General features: G+C 31.0%; 17 protein-coding genes. 1 reads left to right on the forward strand and 16 read right to left on the reverse strand.

What is annotated here, in order from left to right:
* Window positions 1–261: 261 nt before the first annotated feature.
* The 13 genes from CLAU_RS04260 to CLAU_RS20840 form a co-directional block, all read right to left on the reverse strand.
* Window positions 262–2,427: a heavy metal translocating P-type ATPase gene (locus tag CLAU_RS04260; RefSeq protein ID WP_013239545.1), complete on the reverse strand. Its 2,166-nt coding sequence runs from the start codon at window positions 2,425–2,427 to the stop codon at window positions 262–264.
* Between the two features lie 209 nt (window positions 2,428–2,636).
* Window positions 2,637–3,395 (reverse strand): YncE family protein, encoded by a 759-nt coding sequence (locus CLAU_RS04265; RefSeq protein ID WP_013239546.1) that lies wholly within the window; start codon window positions 3,393–3,395, stop codon window positions 2,637–2,639.
* A 304-nt stretch (window positions 3,396–3,699) separates the two neighbouring features.
* Complete coding sequence (locus tag CLAU_RS04270) at window positions 3,700–4,362, reverse strand: L,D-transpeptidase family protein (protein ID WP_013239547.1); 663 nt, start codon at window positions 4,360–4,362, stop codon at window positions 3,700–3,702.
* A 50-nt stretch (window positions 4,363–4,412) separates the two neighbouring features.
* A complete protein-coding gene (locus CLAU_RS04275) occupies window positions 4,413–4,862 on the reverse strand; it encodes a hypothetical protein (RefSeq protein WP_023162005.1) in 450 nt (149 codons plus the stop codon).
* Between the two features lie 182 nt (window positions 4,863–5,044).
* Window positions 5,045–5,554, reverse strand: coding sequence for a shikimate kinase (locus CLAU_RS04280; protein ID WP_013239549.1), 510 nt, complete (start codon window positions 5,552–5,554; stop codon window positions 5,045–5,047).
* Between the two features lie 14 nt (window positions 5,555–5,568).
* A complete protein-coding gene (aroE, locus tag CLAU_RS04285) occupies window positions 5,569–6,384 on the reverse strand; it encodes a shikimate dehydrogenase (RefSeq protein WP_013239550.1) in 816 nt (271 codons plus the stop codon).
* Window positions 6,385–6,411: 27 nt separating this feature from the next.
* Window positions 6,412–7,548 (reverse strand): prephenate dehydratase, encoded by a 1,137-nt coding sequence (gene pheA / locus CLAU_RS04290; RefSeq protein ID WP_013239551.1) that lies wholly within the window; start codon window positions 7,546–7,548, stop codon window positions 6,412–6,414.
* Window positions 7,549–7,569: 21 nt separating this feature from the next.
* Complete coding sequence (gene aroC, locus CLAU_RS04295; RefSeq protein ID WP_013239552.1) at window positions 7,570–8,652, reverse strand: chorismate synthase; 1,083 nt, start codon at window positions 8,650–8,652, stop codon at window positions 7,570–7,572.
* Entirely contained in the window at window positions 8,630–9,910 is a 1,281-nt protein-coding gene (aroA, locus tag CLAU_RS04300; protein ID WP_013239553.1) for a 3-phosphoshikimate 1-carboxyvinyltransferase, read from the reverse strand. Before aroA ends, aroC begins: the two co-directional genes overlap by 23 nt.
* An 18-nt stretch (window positions 9,911–9,928) precedes the next feature.
* Window positions 9,929–11,020 carry a 3-dehydroquinate synthase gene (gene aroB / locus CLAU_RS04305; protein WP_013239554.1) on the reverse strand — a complete coding sequence of 364 codons (1,092 nt, stop codon included), beginning with the start codon at window positions 11,018–11,020 and terminating at the stop codon, window positions 9,929–9,931.
* Between the two features lie 14 nt (window positions 11,021–11,034).
* Window positions 11,035–11,901 carry a prephenate dehydrogenase gene (locus tag CLAU_RS04310; protein WP_013239555.1) on the reverse strand — a complete coding sequence of 289 codons (867 nt, stop codon included), beginning with the start codon at window positions 11,899–11,901 and terminating at the stop codon, window positions 11,035–11,037.
* A 26-nt stretch (window positions 11,902–11,927) separates the two neighbouring features.
* Window positions 11,928–12,962, reverse strand: coding sequence for a 3-deoxy-7-phosphoheptulonate synthase (gene aroF / locus CLAU_RS04315; RefSeq protein ID WP_023162006.1), 1,035 nt, complete (start codon window positions 12,960–12,962; stop codon window positions 11,928–11,930).
* 156 nt (window positions 12,963–13,118) lie between these two features.
* Window positions 13,119–13,277, reverse strand: a complete 159-nt coding sequence (locus tag CLAU_RS20840; RefSeq protein ID WP_013239557.1) for a hypothetical protein — start codon at window positions 13,275–13,277, stop codon at window positions 13,119–13,121.
* A 294-nt stretch (window positions 13,278–13,571) separates the two neighbouring features.
* Between CLAU_RS20840 and CLAU_RS04320 the strand changes: the two genes are divergently transcribed.
* Window positions 13,572–14,846: an SH3 domain-containing protein gene (locus CLAU_RS04320; RefSeq protein WP_013239558.1), complete on the forward strand. Its 1,275-nt coding sequence runs from the start codon at window positions 13,572–13,574 to the stop codon at window positions 14,844–14,846.
* Window positions 14,847–15,154: 308 nt separating this feature from the next.
* On the opposite strand, the gene CLAU_RS04325 is transcribed toward CLAU_RS04320, so the two are convergent.
* The 3 genes from CLAU_RS04325 to CLAU_RS04335 all read right to left on the reverse strand — a co-directional run bounded on the left by CLAU_RS04325 (window position 15,155) and on the right by CLAU_RS04335 (window position 18,979).
* Window positions 15,155–15,994 (reverse strand): response regulator transcription factor, encoded by an 840-nt coding sequence (locus CLAU_RS04325; RefSeq protein WP_013239559.1) that lies wholly within the window; start codon window positions 15,992–15,994, stop codon window positions 15,155–15,157.
* A gap of 124 nt (window positions 15,995–16,118) precedes the next feature.
* Window positions 16,119–16,862, reverse strand: a complete 744-nt coding sequence (ymfI, locus tag CLAU_RS04330; RefSeq protein ID WP_013239560.1) for an elongation factor P 5-aminopentanone reductase — start codon at window positions 16,860–16,862, stop codon at window positions 16,119–16,121.
* A 50-nt stretch (window positions 16,863–16,912) separates the two neighbouring features.
* Complete coding sequence (locus CLAU_RS04335) at window positions 16,913–18,979, reverse strand: methyl-accepting chemotaxis protein (protein ID WP_013239561.1); 2,067 nt, start codon at window positions 18,977–18,979, stop codon at window positions 16,913–16,915.
* Between the last annotated feature and the right edge of the window lie 6 nt (window positions 18,980–18,985).

An 18,985-nucleotide genomic window follows, 5' to 3' on the forward strand; every position in this document is an offset into this window, starting at 1 on the left:
AAAATAAACTTATGCGTAGAAATATTTTACAATAAACAAGTACATTTAAATATTTTGCATATAAGTCTTAGTGAAAAATTTGTAAAAAAACTTAGGACTTTTGAATTGTCTGAGGTACGAGTTTTCAAAAGTCCTTGGGTTTTTGCAAATTTTCTACTTAGAATTATCAAAATATTTAATCGTACTTGTGGTTGTAAAAATATTCGCAGCATAAGTTTATTTTTCGTTTAGGAATTCTTTTAGTTATGCTTGTTTTAGCATTTAAGCTTTTTCTACTTTCATTGCCCTCATAGAATTTAATACTGCTATAAGAGCTACCCCTACATCCCCAAAAACTGCTTCCCACATATTAGCTATTCCCACAGCTCCTAGAACTAAAATCACCAGTTTTACTCCAAGGGCAAACACTATATTTTGGAATACTATTTTTTTAGTTCTCTTAGCTATTTTAATGGCAGTTACTATTTTTGAAGGTTCATCTGTCATAATAACTACATCTGCAGCTTCAATAGCAGCATCTGAACCAATACCGCCCATAGCGATTCCAACATCTGCTCTTGCAAGCACAGGAGCATCATTTATTCCATCTCCTACAAAAATCATTTTTCTGTTAGAAGACTTTTCAGTAATTATGTCATTTAATTTTTCTACTTTTTGATCTGGAAGAAGCTGTGCATGAACCTCATCCAATCCTAATTTATACCCTATTGCTTCTCCAATTTTTTTGTTGTCTCCCGTGAGCATTACTGTTTTCTTTATTCCTATATCTTTTAACATTCTAATTGTATCTTTAGAATCTTCTTTTACTTCATCGGATATTACTATATAACCCATGTAAATCTTATCCAGTGCAACATGAATTACAGTCCCAATAACTTCTGATATATCATAATTTATTTTTTCTTTTTCCATAAGTCTGGTATTTCCTGCAATAATTTCTCTTCCATCTATTGCTGCTTTAATACCTTCTCCTGAAATCTCAGCATAATCCTTTATTAGATTTCTATCTATATCTTGATTGTACTGTTTCACTATAGACAAAGCTATAGGATGATTAGAATAAGATTCTACAAAAGCTGCATACTTTAAAACATCTTCATCTGTAAAACCATTAAAAGCTTTTACTTGGGTAACTTTAAATATTCCTTTAGTAAGTGTTCCTGTTTTATCAAAAACTACTGTATCTATGCTATTTAAAGCTTCAAGGTAATTTCCACCTTTTACAAGAATGCCATTTTTAGAAGCTGCTCCTATTCCTCCAAAGAACCCAAGAGGTACTGAAATAACCAGTGCACAAGGACAGGAAACTACTAAAAATACAAGAGCTCTATAAATCCACTTAGAAAAACTTTCTCCTCCCATTAATGGTGGCAATAAAGCTAGTCCTATTGCAAATGCTACAACTGCAGGAGTATAGTATCTAGCAAACTTTGTAATAAAATTTTCTGTAGGAGCTTTTTTACTGCTAGCATTTTCAACTAAATCCAATATTTTAGATACAGTAGATTCTTTAAAGCTTTTAGTTACCTTCAAAGTTAAAACTCCATTTTCATTTATATATCCACCAAGCACTACATCCTCACGTCCTACTTCTTTTGGAAGAGATTCTCCCGTTAATGCAGAAGTATCTACCATAGATTTGCCTTCTATAATTTCTCCATCCAAAGGTATTTTTTCACCTGGTTTTACTAAAATAAGTTCACCTATATTTACATCTTCAGGCTTCATCTTTTTTAATCCTGATTTAGTCTTTACATTTGCAAATTCAGGTTTTATATCCATAAGGTCTGCTATAGATTTTCTTGAATTATTTACTGCCCTATCTTGAAAATATTCACCTATTTTATAAAAAAGCATAACAGCAACTGCCTCAGGAAATTGTCCAATTGTAAAAGCTCCTATACTTGCAATGCACATTAAAAAATTTTCATCAAATAACTGTCCGTGAGAAATATTTTTAACTGCTTTCCAAAGTACATCCTTTCCTATAGCAATATAACTTAAAAGAAAAAGTGTAAGTTCAACTTGAAATGAAAATTTAAATATTATGCCCGTAATATATATCAAAATGCCAACTATTGAGATTATGTCTCCAATTTTTTTACTTTTTTCCTTAGGTTTCTCAACTTTTCTTGATTTCTCATTAACTTCATATATAACTTTTACATCTGGTTCTAACCTTTTAACTATAGATTTTATATTTTCCACAGTATTATTAAACTTTTTTTCATCGTACAACTCGAATTTAAGCTTTTTAGATAAAAAATCCACAGAAGCATTCTTTATTTCAGGTATTTCATTAATTTTGTTTTCTATTTTTGCAGCACAGTGTGCACAATCAAGTCCTTCGAGAATAAATTCCTTTTTAATATACTTATTTTTTGATTTTCTATTATCTTGTAACTTTACTTCCATAGTGTTGTTCATTCTAATCCACCTCCCAGTTATCAGCAACATATGTTCATGTGTTCATATGTTTATGTTTTAAGTATAATTTAATTTGCTCTTCTTGTCAACAAAATTTATCTGATGCCTACCTAGCGTAAACTCCCACTTCATTTAATAATTAACGCAAATAAGGCATATAAAAAATAAACTAGTTATTTTTTATATGCCTAAAATTTTTAAGTGCAAATTTAATTATATATTTTTGTAGGTTTATCATCCAAATCTACTTTTTCAATATTTTCTGTATTGGGATTAACAAGAGCCACAGCCTTTTCCCTGCTCAAAGTTACCATAACATTTCCATTAGCTTTATCTATAGTAACATCAGTAGGATATCTACCTACTCTTATTTTTTTTATACTTTTAAAACTTCTCATATCCACTACACTTAAAGTATCCTCTCCTGTATTTGCCACATAACAGTATCTTCCATCATAAGATATACAAAAGTTCTTAGGTTTCCTCCCTACTGCTATAGATTGAAGTATGGTATAATTCTGAAAATCTATTAAAGATATATCATTGCTCTCTTTGTTTGCTACAAGTGCATATTTCTTATCTGGAGTAAATGAAATTTTTGAAGGATGCTTACCTACCTCTAATTTTTTTAAAAGCTTATCGTCCTTAATCTGATAAAATAACAAGAACCCTGTTCCATCCTCATCTTTGGAATTTGAAGCAACTACTACTAGAATTTTACCATCTGGTGAAATTTGAATGTCCTCTGGTTTACCATCTACATTAATTTTACTTATAATTTGATTTGTAACTGTGTCAATCTTACATATGGTTTTATCGCCTGTGATTACAAAATAATAGGATCTATATTCCTCCAGATCTTTAGCCATAGAACTTGACTTATACTGCATTATTATAAATCCACTGCTTAAAAAAAGTACTACTAAAAACAAAATAAAAAAAACTTTAAACCATTTCTGATGAGTCATAGGCACCACCTCATTATATGTTTTCTCTATTTTATTTTGCACCTTTTTTACCATATATATTCTTATTTATAACATTTTTTCAATTTTTAATATATTCATTTATCTGATGGCTACCTACTGTAACACTCCCACTCCTATCAAAGTGGTAGCTAACAGTAGCTACGCCCCTAGATAATTCATCTAAACTTAGTGGAAAAAACGACTATCACCAAATCAAAGATTTGGGATATCTGCTTGCACACAGCGAAAGCGACTATCACCAAATCAAAGATTTGGGATATCTGCTTTTCCCACTAAGTAAGATTCATTGATATATTTCTACTGTAGTTTTAAGTCCAACATATTCTTTTAATATATCCATATCTTTATTAGATAGGGCAATACATCCATAAGTCCAGTCGTATTTAGAACCACCACCATGTATTCCTATTTCCCCTCCAAGTGAAGTATGCCAAGGTGGCTGTTCTTTATTATTTATAGCCCATTCTATTCTGTCATAATTGATTTTACCTATGACTTTCTTATCTAAAGCTTCTTTAGCATCATCTATATTTGGGTAACTTATTCCAAAAAAATAATCATATTTACTTTTAGGATTTATATAACATATGTAATAGGTTCCTTCTGGAGTTTTTAAATCTCCTTCCTTTTCTTTTTTACCTGAGGGAACTCTTCCAAGTCCAACTTTAAACCTTCCAATCAATTCATTATCTCCATAAAGTTCCATTGCTCTTTTTCCCTTATAAATTTTTATTGAAGTCTTTTCCGGTTTTTGCTTTGGAGCTTCAAAAAACAACTTTCCTTTCTCCGCCTGTACGTCTTTTTCAGTTACATTATTTTTAGCTGAAATATTTTTAAATTCATTTTCCCTAATATATCTTTTTATAGATAACCCAGAAATAGTCGCTATTATAGCTATGCCAAAAATCAGAAATACTAATGGGAAAATTACGTGCTTCTTTTTCATAATCATCACTTACCTTTTGTAGTATTTTTATTATATTTTACATTAATTTATCAATCTATGCCAATTATACTCTTAATCCATTCTATTATATTTTTATTTTTCTTGTCCACTTTTTTATACTGCTCCACTCTTTGATTATATACTTTAAACTTATCATTATAATTTTTCACGTCTGTATTATATTGTTCAAGTTGGGTATTATATGCTATAACTGCATTATTCCACTTACTGGTTTCTCCTTGAGACTTTGTAGAATCTACCTGACTCTTCAATTTTTCTAAACTATTTTGCTCTTTTTGGAGGTTATTTTTTAAATTTTGAATTTCATTTTGGCTTTGCTGAATGCTTAAATACATTTCTTTAGTTGTACTATTACTGGCGGAATACTCCCTGCCAGACCTTATATCTACAAATGCTGCTACACAAACAATTAAAAATATTATAATTATGATAGAAATTTCAAGCAAAATAGATTTCAACTTTAATTTTAGTTTTTCCACAGCTATCCTCTCCTACCTTAAAATAGAAAAATACTATTAAGTATATAATACACCGTACATATTATAATATTACTGGCAAGGCAGAGAATATGCTAAAAAGCTGACGACAAAATCTCTTTGCCTTCAGCTTTTTACTACAAAATCATATATAGATAAACACTAAATATTTATTTTAGTATTCATTAAATGTATCCATTACAAGATTTAACTATATCCTCCACCATTGCTTCAAGATTCAGTATATTATTAACTGAAAAATCACAATATTCTTTATAGATATCATATCTTTCATTATAAATTTTTTCTATTTCATTAATTCCTTTTTTTAAAAGAGGCCTCCCTGATATGTCAACATCAGAAATTATATTTTCCAAAGGTCTATCTATAAAAACTACAATTCCGTTCTTTTTCAAATTTTCTATATTGCATTTCCTTTTTATTACCCCACCTCCTGTAGCTATTATAATATTTTTTTCTACACTTACTTCCTCTACTGCCTTTGATTCTAATTTTCTAAAACATTCTTCACCATTTTTAAAGATATCTGGAATACTGCATCCATTTTCAGATTCTATATAATCATCTAAATCTATACATTTTCTATTTAATCTAGAGGCTAAAAGATTACCTAAAGTAGTTTTCCCTGATCCAGGCATACCTATAAGAACTATGTTTTTAGTCTCTGTCTCCATAATTATATCCCTCCCTATTTGTTGTACTCTATTTTAATTAATTCATCATATATTTCATTTATAGTTTCTATCGATATATTCTTTTTGTGCCAAATTTCTTCTGCTGCTACAGCCTGTGCTACAAGCATATATAGTCCATTTGCAATTTTAAGTCCCATTTCTTTACCCATCTTTAAAAAAAGTGTATACTCAGGATTATATATTAAATCTACAGCTGTATTAAATTTGGACAATATGTTTCTATTTATAGGACAATTATTTAAATTAGGGTACATACCACAGGGAGTACAGTTCACTATTATATCTCCACTCTTTATTTCTCTGAGTTTTTCATAAGAAATAATTTCAAAATCACTTTGCTTAATTTTTTCAGGATGCCTGCTTACATAAGTAATATTTGAGGCACCTTCATCTAAGATGTATCTGACAACAGCTTTAGATGCTCCCCCTGTACCAAGTATCACTGCATTTTTATTTAATACATCTATGTGATTCTTTTTTAAAGTAAGACCAAAACCATAGTAATCTGTATTATATCCTTTTAAACTATTTTTCTTAAATTCTATAGTATTTATAGCACCTATATTCTTTGCTTCTTCTGATATATCATCCATATAGTTCATAACGGCAATTTTATAAGGTATAGTTACATTTATTCCCTTGCATCCTAAAACTTTAAAAGCCTCCATACTTTTACCTAAGTTCTGAGGTTCTATTTCGAATAAATTATATTCTCCATTTATACCTAATTTCTCTAAAACCAATTTGTGTATTACAGCTGAATAACTGTGTGATAACTTTTCCCCTATAAGTCCCTGCAAGTTGCTCATATGAATCGCCTCCTTTTTATTTACTATCTAAAAACAATCTCCTTTGTAATTCCCCAAAAGTTTAAAATATGCGCTTTCTTCTTCTATACCATTTAAAGCATACCTAGTATCTTTATCCATAATATTTCCATTAAAATCAATGTAAAAGAAGTACTGCCAGGATTTATTTATTATAGGCCTTGACTCTATTTTAGTCATATTCAAGTTATTTTCATGGAAATACTTCAAAACATTATAAAGAGTTCCTGGTTCATGCGGCAGAGTAATCAATATACTTATCTTGTCACGTTGTTTATCACTTTCTATATTTTTTCCTATTATTATAAATCTAGTGTAATTATTGCTGTTATAATTTATATTTTTTTCTATTATATCAAGTCCATAAAGTTTTGCTGCATTTTTACTTGCTATAGCAGCTTTACTCTTAACATTTTGCTCACTTATATATTTGGCACTTCTAGCTGTATTAAAATAGGGATTTAGCTTCCAATTCTTGTGTTTCTCCAGAAATTTACTACTTTGCATAAATGCTTGACTATGAGAATAAACTTCTTTTATATCGGAAATAGACGCTCCCTTTACTCCTAATAAATTGTGATTTACTTCAATACATTTTTCTCCAACTATGTAAAAGTCATATTCTCCTATAAGATCATAAACCTGTGGGATGCCACCTGTAGAGGAATTTTCAATAGGAAGAACGCCATACTTTATAGCCCCATTTTTTAGAGCTTCAAATACATCTTTAAAGCTTTCAAAGTTTAATGCTTCTGATTCATTTCCAAAATACTCTAACAGTGCTTCATGACTGAAAGATGCTGGTACTCCTTGAAATCCAATTTTAAATAAATCACTATTTTGCCCTTTAGGCTTAATTTCACTACTTTTAGAAGATTGTTTGAATTCTCTTTTTTGTATGTTCCTGCTTATTTCCATAACATTCTTCAAAAAGATTTTAGTTTCATCTTTTATAGACTTATCTTTAAGATTTTTTAAGTTAACCTTTATTACCTCTTCTTCTCTTGATTTATCAAGTATATCCATAGAATTTTCCATTTTATATTCTGCTACTTTGCGAGATACTTTTGCCCTCTTTTCAAAAAGTTCAATCATTTCTTTATCTATTTTATTTATCTCATCTCTTAAATACTCCAAATCTTCCAAAATATCACCTCCATAAGTAATTTAATCTTCCATTAAATTGAGTAGTGAAAGTGCTGCAGCTGCTTCTATTACTGGTACCGCCCTAGGTACAATGCAGGGATCATGTCTTCCTTTTATCTCTAAAAGTGCATCTTTCCTTTTTTCAATATCTACAGTTTTTTGAGCTTTTGATATAGATGGAGTAGGTTTTATACAAGTTCTAAATATAAGAGGCATTCCATCTGTAATTCCTCCTAAAATTCCTCCATTATTATTAGTGTAAGTTTTTATAACATTATTGTCTGATATAAAATATTCATCATTTGCTTCAGAGCCCTTCATTTTTGATATATCAAAACCTTCTCCAAATTCTACCCCTTTTACTGCGGGTATAGAAAATAAAAGCCCCGAGATAGTACTTTCTACGGACTCAAAGAAAGGATCTCCTATACCTGGTGGCAAATTTATAACTCCAGTTTCTACAATTCCTCCTAAAGAGTCTCCTTCTTCTTTTAGCTTTAAAATATACTGCTGCATTTTTTCGCCACAGTTTTCATCTAAAACTGGAAATTTACTTTCAGAAAGTTTTTCTAAACTACTTTTTTCTATAGAAGTGAATTTAAAGGATTTTGGGTCTTCAATTGTACCTATACTCTTTATATGACTACCTATAAATATGCCTTTTTCTTCTAATATTTTTCTGCATAAAGCCCCTGCAAAAACTATAGGTGCCGTAAGTCTACCTGAAAAGTGTCCACCGCCCCTATAATCATTAAATCCTCTATACTTTATTTTTCCCGTAAAATCAGCATGGCCGGGTCTTAAAAGCGAAGCTGTTTTTTCATAGTCTTTAGAATGAGTATTGCTGTTTTGTATAACTGCACAAAGAGGAGTTCCCGTTGCTCTTCCATTAAAATATCCGCTTAAAATTTCAAATTCATCCTGCTCTTTTCTAGGAGTGGAAAGTTTACTAAAGCCTGGTGCTCTCCTTTTCATCTGCTTTCTTATGTATTCTAAATCAATTTCAGTTCCAGCTTTTAGTCCATCTATTACAATGCCTATGGCTTTTCCGTGAGATTCTCCAAAAATTGATAACTTTATTTTATTCCCCCACATTCCACTCATCTATATTACCTCCCAATCGTCTAAAATCTTGCCAAAAACCAGGATATGATTTTTTAACATATTCAGCTTCTTTCATTATCATAGGATTTACACATTTTGAAGATACAACAGCCAGTGCCATTGCTATTCTGTGATCTCTCCAACTTGTAACTTTTCCTCCCTTGAGCCTTTCCTTACCATTTATAATAAGTCCATCTTCTCTTTCTTTTACATCTGCTCCAATTTTATTTAATTCTGTAGATATAGCCTTGAGTCTATCTGATTCTTTAATTCTAAGTCTAGCTGCATTTGTAATTTCGGTGGTACCACTGCTTACAGATGCCAGTGCCGCAAGTACTGGTACTAAGTCAGGACACTGGGATGCATCTATGTACGTTCCATGAGTTTCAGAAGGATTAACTTTTAAAGTATCACCTTTTTCTTCAATTTCAACTCCCATATCTTTTAATATCCGTATTACAGCCTTATCTCCCTGTAGAGAATTCATATTGAGACTAGAGCATATAATTCCATCTCCAAGCGCTCCTGCAGTCATCCAAAAAGCTGCCTGAGAAAAGTCTCCTTCTATACTACAGTTATTTTTTTTATAAGTCTGCTTTCCATTAATTAGAAATTCCCTATAGTCTTTTTTATCCACATAGACTCCAAACCTTTCCAGCATATCCAGTGTAATATCTACATAAGATTTAGATTCAAGTTCTGTGGTAACTACTATTTTTGAATCCCCATCTAAAAGAGGCAGCGCAAACAAAAGACCGCTTATAAATTGAGAACTTATATTTCCCTTTACTCTATATTCCCCAGGCTTTAACTTTCCATTTATAGTTAAAGGTAATTTACCTTGGAAATTTCTATAAAAAATTTTTTGCTTATCAAATATATCATAGTAAACATCTAAAGGTCTTTCTATTAATTTATCTTCTCCCGTAAAAGTTACTTTTTCTCCTAAAGTAGCAGCTATAGGTATTAAAAATCTAATAGTAGAACCAGATTTAAAGCAGTGTATATTTGAATTTTTCATTCTAATAACAGAATTTCCTGTTACATTTAAAGTATGTTTATCTCTTTTAATATCTACTCCCAAAGCTTCCAAAGCACTACAAGTAGCTTCTATATCTTCTGAAAAATCTACATTTTTTATATTGCTTTCCCCTTGGGCTAAGGCAGAACATATGAGTGCCCTATGACATACACTTTTAGAAGGAGGAACTTGTATTTGCCCTTTAAGTTTAGTAGGCTTTATAGATACATATTTCATAAACTGCTCCTTTTCCATTTATTTGATTAGATTTTCAGGAAATAAAAAATTAGCTGCTTCAGACAATTTAGTATTTCTTATTTTGCTCTTTCCTGCTTCTTCAACCATTATTAAATTAATTTCATTTTTATCTGAAGATTTTTTATCTAGTGCTATGGTGTCTACTAAAACATTTTTATCCACACCCTGTATATAAACCGGAAGCCCATACTTTTTTAAAATATTTACCATATAAGAATAAGTACCCTCTTTAGTAATAGAAAGCTCTTCCGTTCTTCCTGTTATATATGCCATACCAATGGAAACTGCTTCTCCATGACTATATTTACTGTAATTATAATATCTTTCAACGGCATGCCCCAACGTGTGTCCAAAATTCAGTAGCATCCTATTCCCTAAATCTTTTTCGTCTTCTTCTACCAATTGCTTTTTTATGCTGCAGCATTTATATATTATATTTTCTATATTGTTCAAAGCCTCTTCTTTGCTTTTATAGGAATTTAGATCTTCTAAAATAGTTTTATCTTTTATAAAACCATACTTTATAACTTCAGCCATTCCATCACTAAAAAATCTATCACTTAAAGTTTTAAGCACCTCTGGATCTATAAATACAGCATCCGGGTGATAAAAATTCCCCACTAGATTTTTTCCCCAAGGAAGGTCCACAGCTACCTTCCCACCTATACTGCTGTCTACTTGTGCCAAAAGTGATGTTGGTATTTGAACATAACTTATCCCTCTCAAATAAGTAGCTGCTGCAAAGCCTGATAAATCTCCAACTACCCCTCCTCCAAGAGAAACTATTACATCCTTTCTCTTTATCTTCAATTCACACAAATTTTCATATATTTTCTTTAGCATATCCAAACTTTTGCTTTTTTCTCCCGGTTCTATAGATATGACATTTACTTTAAATCCATTATCCAAAAAAGATTGCTTCAATTCTTTCATATATAATCGTTCAACATTTTTATCCGTAATTACAACTAAAGTTCTCCCCTCATAAACTTGCCGTAATTTTTTTCCTATGGAAGTTAAAATTCCTCTTTCCATATAAATTTTATATTGTTTCTTTTTAAGATTTATATTTATAGAAATTGTATTCATCAAAATCACTATCCTTATCCTTTAACTAATTCTTTTCTACTTGAGGATGCTTTTTCAAAAATATTTTTTATGGAATCTACATCTTTAGATATTATAGCTTTTTTTAATAAATTAATACTTTCTTCAAACTTTTCTATTTCTTCCACTAATATATCCGAATTCATAGTAAATAGTTCAGTCCATAGTGAAGTGTTAATTTGGGCTACTCTAGTTGCATCTCTAAAGCTTCCACCTGTAAACGACTTTATGTTTTCTTCATTCTGATCCTGTGAATTCATAAGAGATACAGCTATAACATGAGGAAGTTGACTTGTAAAAGTAATTACTCTATCGTGCCTTTCGGGACTTATACAAGTTACATTGCTGCATCCTATTTTTCTAGCCATTTTACCTATTAAATTAATACCTCTAGAAGTATTTTTAGCTGTAGGTGTTATTATATAATTTGCATCTTTAAAAATATCTTTAGAAGCTCCTGCAATACCTTTAAATTCATTTCCTGCCATAGGATGTCCTGGTACAAACTCCAAGCGCTCTGGCAAGAATGAATTTATTTCACTCACCACACACTGTTTTATACCTGATGTATCCGTTATAATAGCCCCACTTTTTAAATATTTAAAATTGTCCTTTACAAATTTAACTGTATCCTTAGGATAAAGAGCAATTATTATAAGATCAATTTCCTTTAAGAAACTTCCTCCTCTCTCGTAGCCTCTATCTATAATCTCCATATTTAAAGCACTTTCAAGTGTATTTTTATCATTGTCTATTCCAATAACCTGTTCAGTGTTTAGTGGCCTTAGGGCCATGGCATAAGAACCGCCAATAAGCCCCATTCCCACAATTGCTACCTTAAGTTTAAAATCAGAATCATCCAATCCATATTCCCCCTGTCCTAGAATTTTTACACATTTACAGTATCATATGCTTTATGAATTGTTTTTCCTGGAATTTTGCTTATATCGTTCATAAGCTGTTCGAATACTTTTGGTTTTATGGATTGCTGTCCATCACATTTTGCATTAGCAGGATCATTGTGTACTTCTATCATAAGTCCGTCAGCCCCTACTGCCACTGCTGCCTTAGCTAATGGCTCTACCATCCACCAAAGTCCTGCAGCATGACTTGGATCCACTATTACTGGAAGATGACTTAATCTTTTTATGGCAGGAATAGCACTTAAGTCTAAAGTATTTCTTGTATAAGTTTCAAAAGTCCTTATTCCTCTCTCACAAAGTATTACATTTTCATTTCCTTCAGACATTATATATTCTGCGGACATCAAAAGCTCCTGAATAGTAGCAGAAAGTCCTCTTTTTAAAAGAATTGGCTTATTTGTTTTACCTAGCTGTTTTAAAAGCTCGAAGTTTTGCATATTTCTTGCTCCTACCTGTATTACATCCACATCCTCTACAAATTTGTCTATCATATCCGCAGACATAATTTCAGTTACTATAGGAAGCCCTGTTTCCTGCCTTGCTATTTTTAAAAGGTCTAATCCTCTAGTTCTGAGACCTTGAAAGCTGTAAGGCGATGTTCTTGGCTTAAATGCCCCACCTCTTAAAAATTTAGCACCACTTTTTTTTACATCTTGTGCAATTTTTACAATTTGCTCTTCACTTTCAACAGAACACGGTCCTGCTATAACAGCCAGCTCATCCCCACCTATAGAAGCATTTTTTACTTTTATTACAGTGTCATCCGGATGAAATAACCTATTGGACAATTTGTAAGGCTGCTGTACCTTCTCAACATTTTCCACAAATTCATTAGCTCTTATTTTATCTGCATCCACTTTTGTAGTATCTCCAACAAGTCCTAATATAGAACATTCTTTTCCATTTATTACATTCACTGTTACGTCATTCTCACTTTCAATTTTTTGTTTAAGCATGTTTATCTCTTCCTGTGTGGTTTGTGGTCTCATAATAACTATCAATTTCTAGTACCTCCTAAAATTTTATATCTTAACTTCTATGCTAGCTCTAGAAGTTATTTACCTTGAAATTTTAATTAATAATATAAAAAAGGCAGGGCTCCTAATGAGCTCTGCCTAAATTAATCAAATACATTTTGTGTACGTAAAATTATTCAATCATGTATCTACAATTATATTACTCATTAGAAAAGGATTCAATTTTTTTGAGAAGCAAAAGTAACTAGCGCTAAAATAAAAATAGCCCCAGCTAAAAGTAAAGTTAAAATAATATTTTTCACTTATTGCTTCTATTTCCTTTCTAATGATGTTTTTCATTAAATTTCCCCTCCATTGCAAATAATGCCACTAATTTTATAAATTAATTCTTAATCTATTTGTTCTCAATTATAGCATGTTTATTCCTTATGTCAACAGTAAGTTTCCAATTTTATTTATTTTTATCGTATAAAATATGAAAACTTTGCTAAAACTAATGGAAAATTATTTTAAACCATAGTATAATTAAATTAAACATTTTTTTAATATTATTAAAAATAATTATATTATATAAAATTTATGTGAATTTAAAATGTTATTTTTAAATATACTATAATTTCAGGAGGAAAGAGCATGAACACGTCTAAAAAACTGATCTTTGCTTTTTTTATGTCAGCATCTCTTATGAATAGTAAGGGCTTGGTAAGTACTGTATATGCTGCTGATGTACCAAATATGAGCAGTAGTGCTTATACTGCTGTTGGAAATATATTTGCAAAATCAGGATACACCGGGCAATGTACCTGGTTTACTTATGGAAGAGTACTTGAAAAATTAGGAATTGCACTGCCATCACAATTTTACGGTAATGCAGTAGACTGGTGGTATGCAAATGCCAGTTCAAACGTATACCCTTATGGCTCAGAACCTAAAGCAAATTCCATAGTTGTATGGGGTGGCGGTCCACATGGATATGGACACGTTGGCTTTGTGGAAGAAGTAAGTGGAGATACTGTATATTTTAACGAAGGAAACTTCAATATAAGAGGAAATTATGACGGAAGTGAAAAAACGCTTTCAAAAGAGGCTATAAAAAATAGAGGAAATTTGTACCTTAAAGGATACATATATGTAGGCGATGGCAGAAAGTCTATTCCAGCTAGCAATCCTTCGCCTAGCAATAACAGTAGTTCAAATTCAGCCCCTGTTACTAATATTTCCAAAACAGGAATTGTTAACATTTCAAATAGCAGTTCCACATTGAATGTAAGGAATGGGGCAGCTACGTCCTTTGGCGTTATAGGAGGATTAAAGAAAGGACAATCCGTTGCTATAGTAGGATCAGTTGGAAGTTGGTATAAAATTAAATATAATTCTTCTTACGGATATGTGAGCTCTTCTTTTATAAGTGCAAGCTCACAAGCTAGTCCTAGTAGTCAGCCTTCTTCTAATTCGGAAGCACAATATTTATCTCCAGCTTCTGCGAAATCAGGTTATGTTAAGCTTAGTGACAGTTCATCATCTTTAAACTTAAGAACATCTCCAGGAGGTTCTGTAATAGGATCGCTTGCTAATGGTACTGCTGTAAATATATTAGGAACTAGTGGAAGTTGGTATAAAGTAACTGCAAACGGAAAGTCAGGATATGTTTCTTCTAGCTATATAAGTAATTCACAGTCCATAGTAGCAACTGCTGCAAGCGTTCAGTCTACAACTTTGAAAACTGGTACTGTAACATTAAGTAATAAGTCTTCAGTATTAAACTTACGAAGTAACCCTTGGACTGGTCGTATTGTATCCACTCTATCTTCTGGAACCAAAGTAACCATAACAGGCACAGATGGGCGTTGGTATAAAGTAACTGTTGGTTCCTTAACAGGATATGTTCATTCAGATTACATCAAGTGATTCTTAGGTTCAGGTGGAGTTTTCTTATAAGGAATACCTTTTCTGCATCTGAACCTTATTAACAGTATTCTTAGTGTCTTTAGCACTTTAGAATACGTTATCCTTTAGGGGAAGAACTTATCCAGGCGCGTAGCAGTGCTTATCCCCCACTTTGAAGAAAAGCAGATATCCCAAATCTTTGATTTGGTGATAGTCGCTTTCACAGAGTGCGATGGGGGTGTTAGCAATGGTAGCGATCGGATAAAATAAAAAAATAATATTGTGTAGAACTATCTACACAATATTATTTTTTTATTGCCAGAAAAACATTACTTTTCTTTATTTATTTTCATTTTCATTTTAATATTTAATTTATTCATTAAATAATTTTTATCTGTTCCATCATCAGGAAAAATAACATAGCTGCATTTAAGATCATACTCACTATACTTTTCATTCATAATTTTTATTTTATTATAAACACATTCCATCTGATGAACAACTGAAACAACTTTTCTGTAATTACAGTCTGGAACTACACTTATAAACGTAGATAATCCGTATTTCTCAAATAAATCTGGTACCTTAAAAAGACTTCTCAACTTTTCATAAACCAAATCAAGTAAAATAAGATAACTGTCTTTTACTTCTATTTTCTCTTCTTGTTCTGTATAGTATTTTTTTACTAAGCTTACCATAATAATTGAAAGCTTTTTATTTTGTGACCCACATTTCATGATTTGTCTGGCAATATACTCCTGAAAATTCAAGTATACTATTTCTTCTGGTCTATCTGAATTTCTACTAGATTTTATGAGTTTCATTATTCTTTTAACTAAATTTTTACTATTGAAAGGTTTTAATATATACTCTGAAGTACCTGCTTTTATGCCTTTTATAAATGCTTCTCTAGAATTTAATTTTGTAAGTATCATTACAGGAATGTTTAATTTTTTAGCCTTTATCTTTTTAAGTACTTCAAATCCATCTTCAGTGCTTAATCCCACCTCAAGTATTATCAAATTTATTTCTTCTTTTTTATCATATAACCTATTAAAGAACTCAAAGGAATTTCCACATTCATATACCCCAATTCCAGCATCTTCTAATACGCGTCTCACCCTATATCTTACATATATCATATCATCTAATATTATAACTTTGTTCATAATTATTCATCCTATAACATCAATATTTTAACCATCCCTTTTATTAAAATTAATTTTTCCATATTCTATTTATCGTCCACTACTACTATTATTTTATATGTATATTACACTAAAGGTTCATTTCTCATATCATTCCACCATCTACCGTTATTATCTGTCCTGTTATGTAGGCAGATGAATCACCTGCCAAAAAGCATACAGTTTTTGCTATATCTTTACATTGTCCAAATTTACCCATAGGTATATCTTCGATTAAACTTTTCTTCTCATCCTCTTTTAACCAGGAGTTCATTTCCGTATCAATTACCCCTGGTGCAACTGCATTTACCCTTATATTCGAAGGTGCCATTTCCTTTGCAATAGATTTTGTAAAAAGATTTATAGCTCCTTTAGATGCAGAATAAATGGATTCACAGGCAGCACCTACATTTCCCCACATAGAAGAAATATTTATTATAGATCCTGATTTTTTAGAAATCATATGTTTTAATACAGAGTGAGAACAGTTAAGTACACCCTTTAAATTCACATCTATAATAGAATTCCACTCATCTTCTTTCATATCTACAAAAAGTCCTATTTTAGAAATTCCTGCATTATTAACAAGTATATCTATTTTCCCCATTTTACTTAATGCATATTGCACTATTCTTTCAGCATTACTATATAAACTAACATCCCCCTGTACTACCATTCCTACCGAACCGGCTTGTTTTATCATATCCAAGGTTTTATAGGCTTCTTTCTCATCTTTTTTATAATTTATTACTACATTTGCACCACATTTTGCTAAATTTATAGCAATACTTCTTCCTATTCCTCTAGAAGCTCCTGTTACTATTGCTACTTTTCCGCCTAAATTTTCCATAATGATTTTATCCTTCCTACATTAACATAAAATTTACTTTTCAATTAATATTATACATTAAATTTACTTAAAATGTGAAGAAGCTCCTCAGACCCACTTGCATTTCTCATAGTATACAAAGATATGTCCCTATTTTCATTTGCTATTTCATCTATATTATCTGATATATCTACGGATGCTTTAGTTCCATCATTTGATGACTCCACTATAATACACATTATTTTAGTTATTACTAAAAAAGACTCATCTATATTTTCCATAAGCCCACAAACCTTTTTTAATACAGATTCAAATCTCATTCCATCCTCTTCATAATCTTTGCTTATGTCCACCATTTTTCTGTAATCCGACAAAATATTTTTCTCTAAAATTTTCAATACACTTTCAGCTGATTTGGAGAGTTTTTCTACCGATTTTAAAGCACTTTTTACATTTAATTGTATATTACTTACCATATCAGAAGATTGCATAGCTAATTTTCTTACCTCTTCTGCCACCACCATAAATCCCCTGCCATATTCGCCAGCCCTTGCGGCTTCTATATTGGCATTTAATGCTAATATATTTGTTCTATCTGATATAGTTTTTATTTCTTCAGCCATTATAGAAATATTTTTTACTACTTTCACATTTTCCAGTGCATGTCTTAATTCATTACTATACTGTGTATAATAATTTTCAAAGTCATGCTTTGAGCTTTCCGTATCTTTTTTAATATTTAAAGCCCTTTCCCTTATGTTTTTTGCAAGAGCCAAGCCTTGATTTGCCTCTTTTGCTGAGTTTTTTATTTCATGCTTTATATTTGATATCTTTTGGTTCACTTCTTCTATAGAAGATAAGTTCTCCTGCATATTAGAACATATTTGTGAAGATTCATCTGAAACCAACTTTATTTCCGAATGCGATTTTTCAAACATTTTATTTACATTATCCGCAGCTTCCAAAGCTTCTCCGCTTTTTAGTTTTACTTGTTCTATAATATACTTTATTTCATTCATTGCATAATTTAATGCTGAAGCCGTATCTCCAAATTCATCTCTTTTGTCAATTTGTATTCTGTAGTTTAAATTAAACTTTGATAATTCCAGGGCATACTTTCTTATTTTATGAAGTGGTTTTTTTATAGTTCCAGCTATAAATAACCCTATAAAGAATCCTATCAAAATAAATAGAACAGTTATCATAATTATTTTGTATTTTAACATATTTACTTCACTAAATATTTCACTCTTATCTATAGTAAGCCCCAGCGACCAATTTAAGTCAGCTATTGGTGCATAGGCCATAAACATATCTTCATTATCTTTTTTATAGTATCCCGAGCCACTTTTACCCATTATCATATTTTTTTCTAAAATTGACAGTTCACTTAAAGAATGATCTTTTTTTTCATCTTCTATAGTATTATCTTTATTTAGCACCAGTTTCAAATCCTTATGTGCTACCTTAACCCCTTCCTTATTTATTATAAAACAGTATCCGCTTTTACCCAGTTTTTCATTTTGAACTAATTTATTTAAACTTTCCATACTTACATTTGAAAATAATACTCCTACAACTTTTTCATAAGAATCTTTTATTGGAACTGCCACCGCCATTATCTGCTGCCCATCCGTATTCATCACTGGATCTGAAATAGACATTTTCCCACTTAACGCATTTTTAAGGTAGTAATTCTTGGTGTCCTCTAAATTAGCTTTAGTCTTTTCACCAGTTTGCATATAAATCATACCACTTGAATCCATCACATTTAAGTTCACATATCCTAATTGTTTTGCTCTCATCTTAAGAAGAGGTGTCTGTATTGAAGTATTCATGGATTTTATAATATCATTTGATGCTAACTCTTCAATTGCTTTAACATCCTGTTTTAAAGTTGCATCTATGAGTTTAGAAGACTCTATTGCTCTACTTTCAAGCGAAAATTTTATACTATCTTCCATAGCTCTATAAGCACTGTAATAAGATGTTATTCCTAATATACTGCATATGAATATTATAAGTATTCCAATCTCACAAACTATTTTCACTCCCACACTGTTTAAAAAAGATAGATTAAACTTTTTCTTCTTACCAAAAAATAACTTTGAGGCACTTAAAAATAATTTTTTTAACATAAAATT

The organism is Clostridium autoethanogenum DSM 10061 (assembly GCF_001484725.1).
Taxonomy (GTDB): Bacteria; Bacillota; Clostridia; order Clostridiales; family Clostridiaceae; genus Clostridium_B; species Clostridium_B ljungdahlii.

Coding starts and splice junctions, on each gene's coding strand:
- CLAU_RS04325 (WP_013239559.1), bottom strand. CDS start 15,994: ATGAACAAAGTTATAATATTAGATGATATGATATATGTAAGATATAGG.
- CLAU_RS04270 (WP_013239547.1), bottom strand. CDS start 4,362: ATGAAAAAGAAGCACGTAATTTTCCCATTAGTATTTCTGATTTTTGGC.
- CLAU_RS20840 (WP_013239557.1), bottom strand. CDS start 13,277: ATGAAAAACATCATTAGAAAGGAAATAGAAGCAATAAGTGAAAAATAT.
- CLAU_RS04280 (WP_013239549.1), bottom strand. CDS start 5,554: ATGGAGACAGAGACTAAAAACATAGTTCTTATAGGTATGCCTGGATCA.
- CLAU_RS04335 (WP_013239561.1), bottom strand. CDS start 18,979: ATGTTAAAAAAATTATTTTTAAGTGCCTCAAAGTTATTTTTTGGTAAG.
- CLAU_RS04320 (WP_013239558.1), top strand. CDS start 13,572: ATGAACACGTCTAAAAAACTGATCTTTGCTTTTTTTATGTCAGCATCT.
- ymfI (WP_013239560.1), bottom strand. CDS start 16,862: ATGGAAAATTTAGGCGGAAAAGTAGCAATAGTAACAGGAGCTTCTAGA.
- CLAU_RS04260 (WP_013239545.1), bottom strand. CDS start 2,427: ATGAACAACACTATGGAAGTAAAGTTACAAGATAATAGAAAATCAAAA.
- aroE (WP_013239550.1), bottom strand. CDS start 6,384: ATGAGCAACTTGCAGGGACTTATAGGGGAAAAGTTATCACACAGTTAT.
- CLAU_RS04265 (WP_013239546.1), bottom strand. CDS start 3,395: ATGACTCATCAGAAATGGTTTAAAGTTTTTTTTATTTTGTTTTTAGTA.
- aroB (WP_013239554.1), bottom strand. CDS start 11,020: ATGAATACAATTTCTATAAATATAAATCTTAAAAAGAAACAATATAAA.
- aroC (WP_013239552.1), bottom strand. CDS start 8,652: ATGAGTGGAATGTGGGGGAATAAAATAAAGTTATCAATTTTTGGAGAA.
- aroA (WP_013239553.1), bottom strand. CDS start 9,910: ATGAAATATGTATCTATAAAGCCTACTAAACTTAAAGGGCAAATACAA.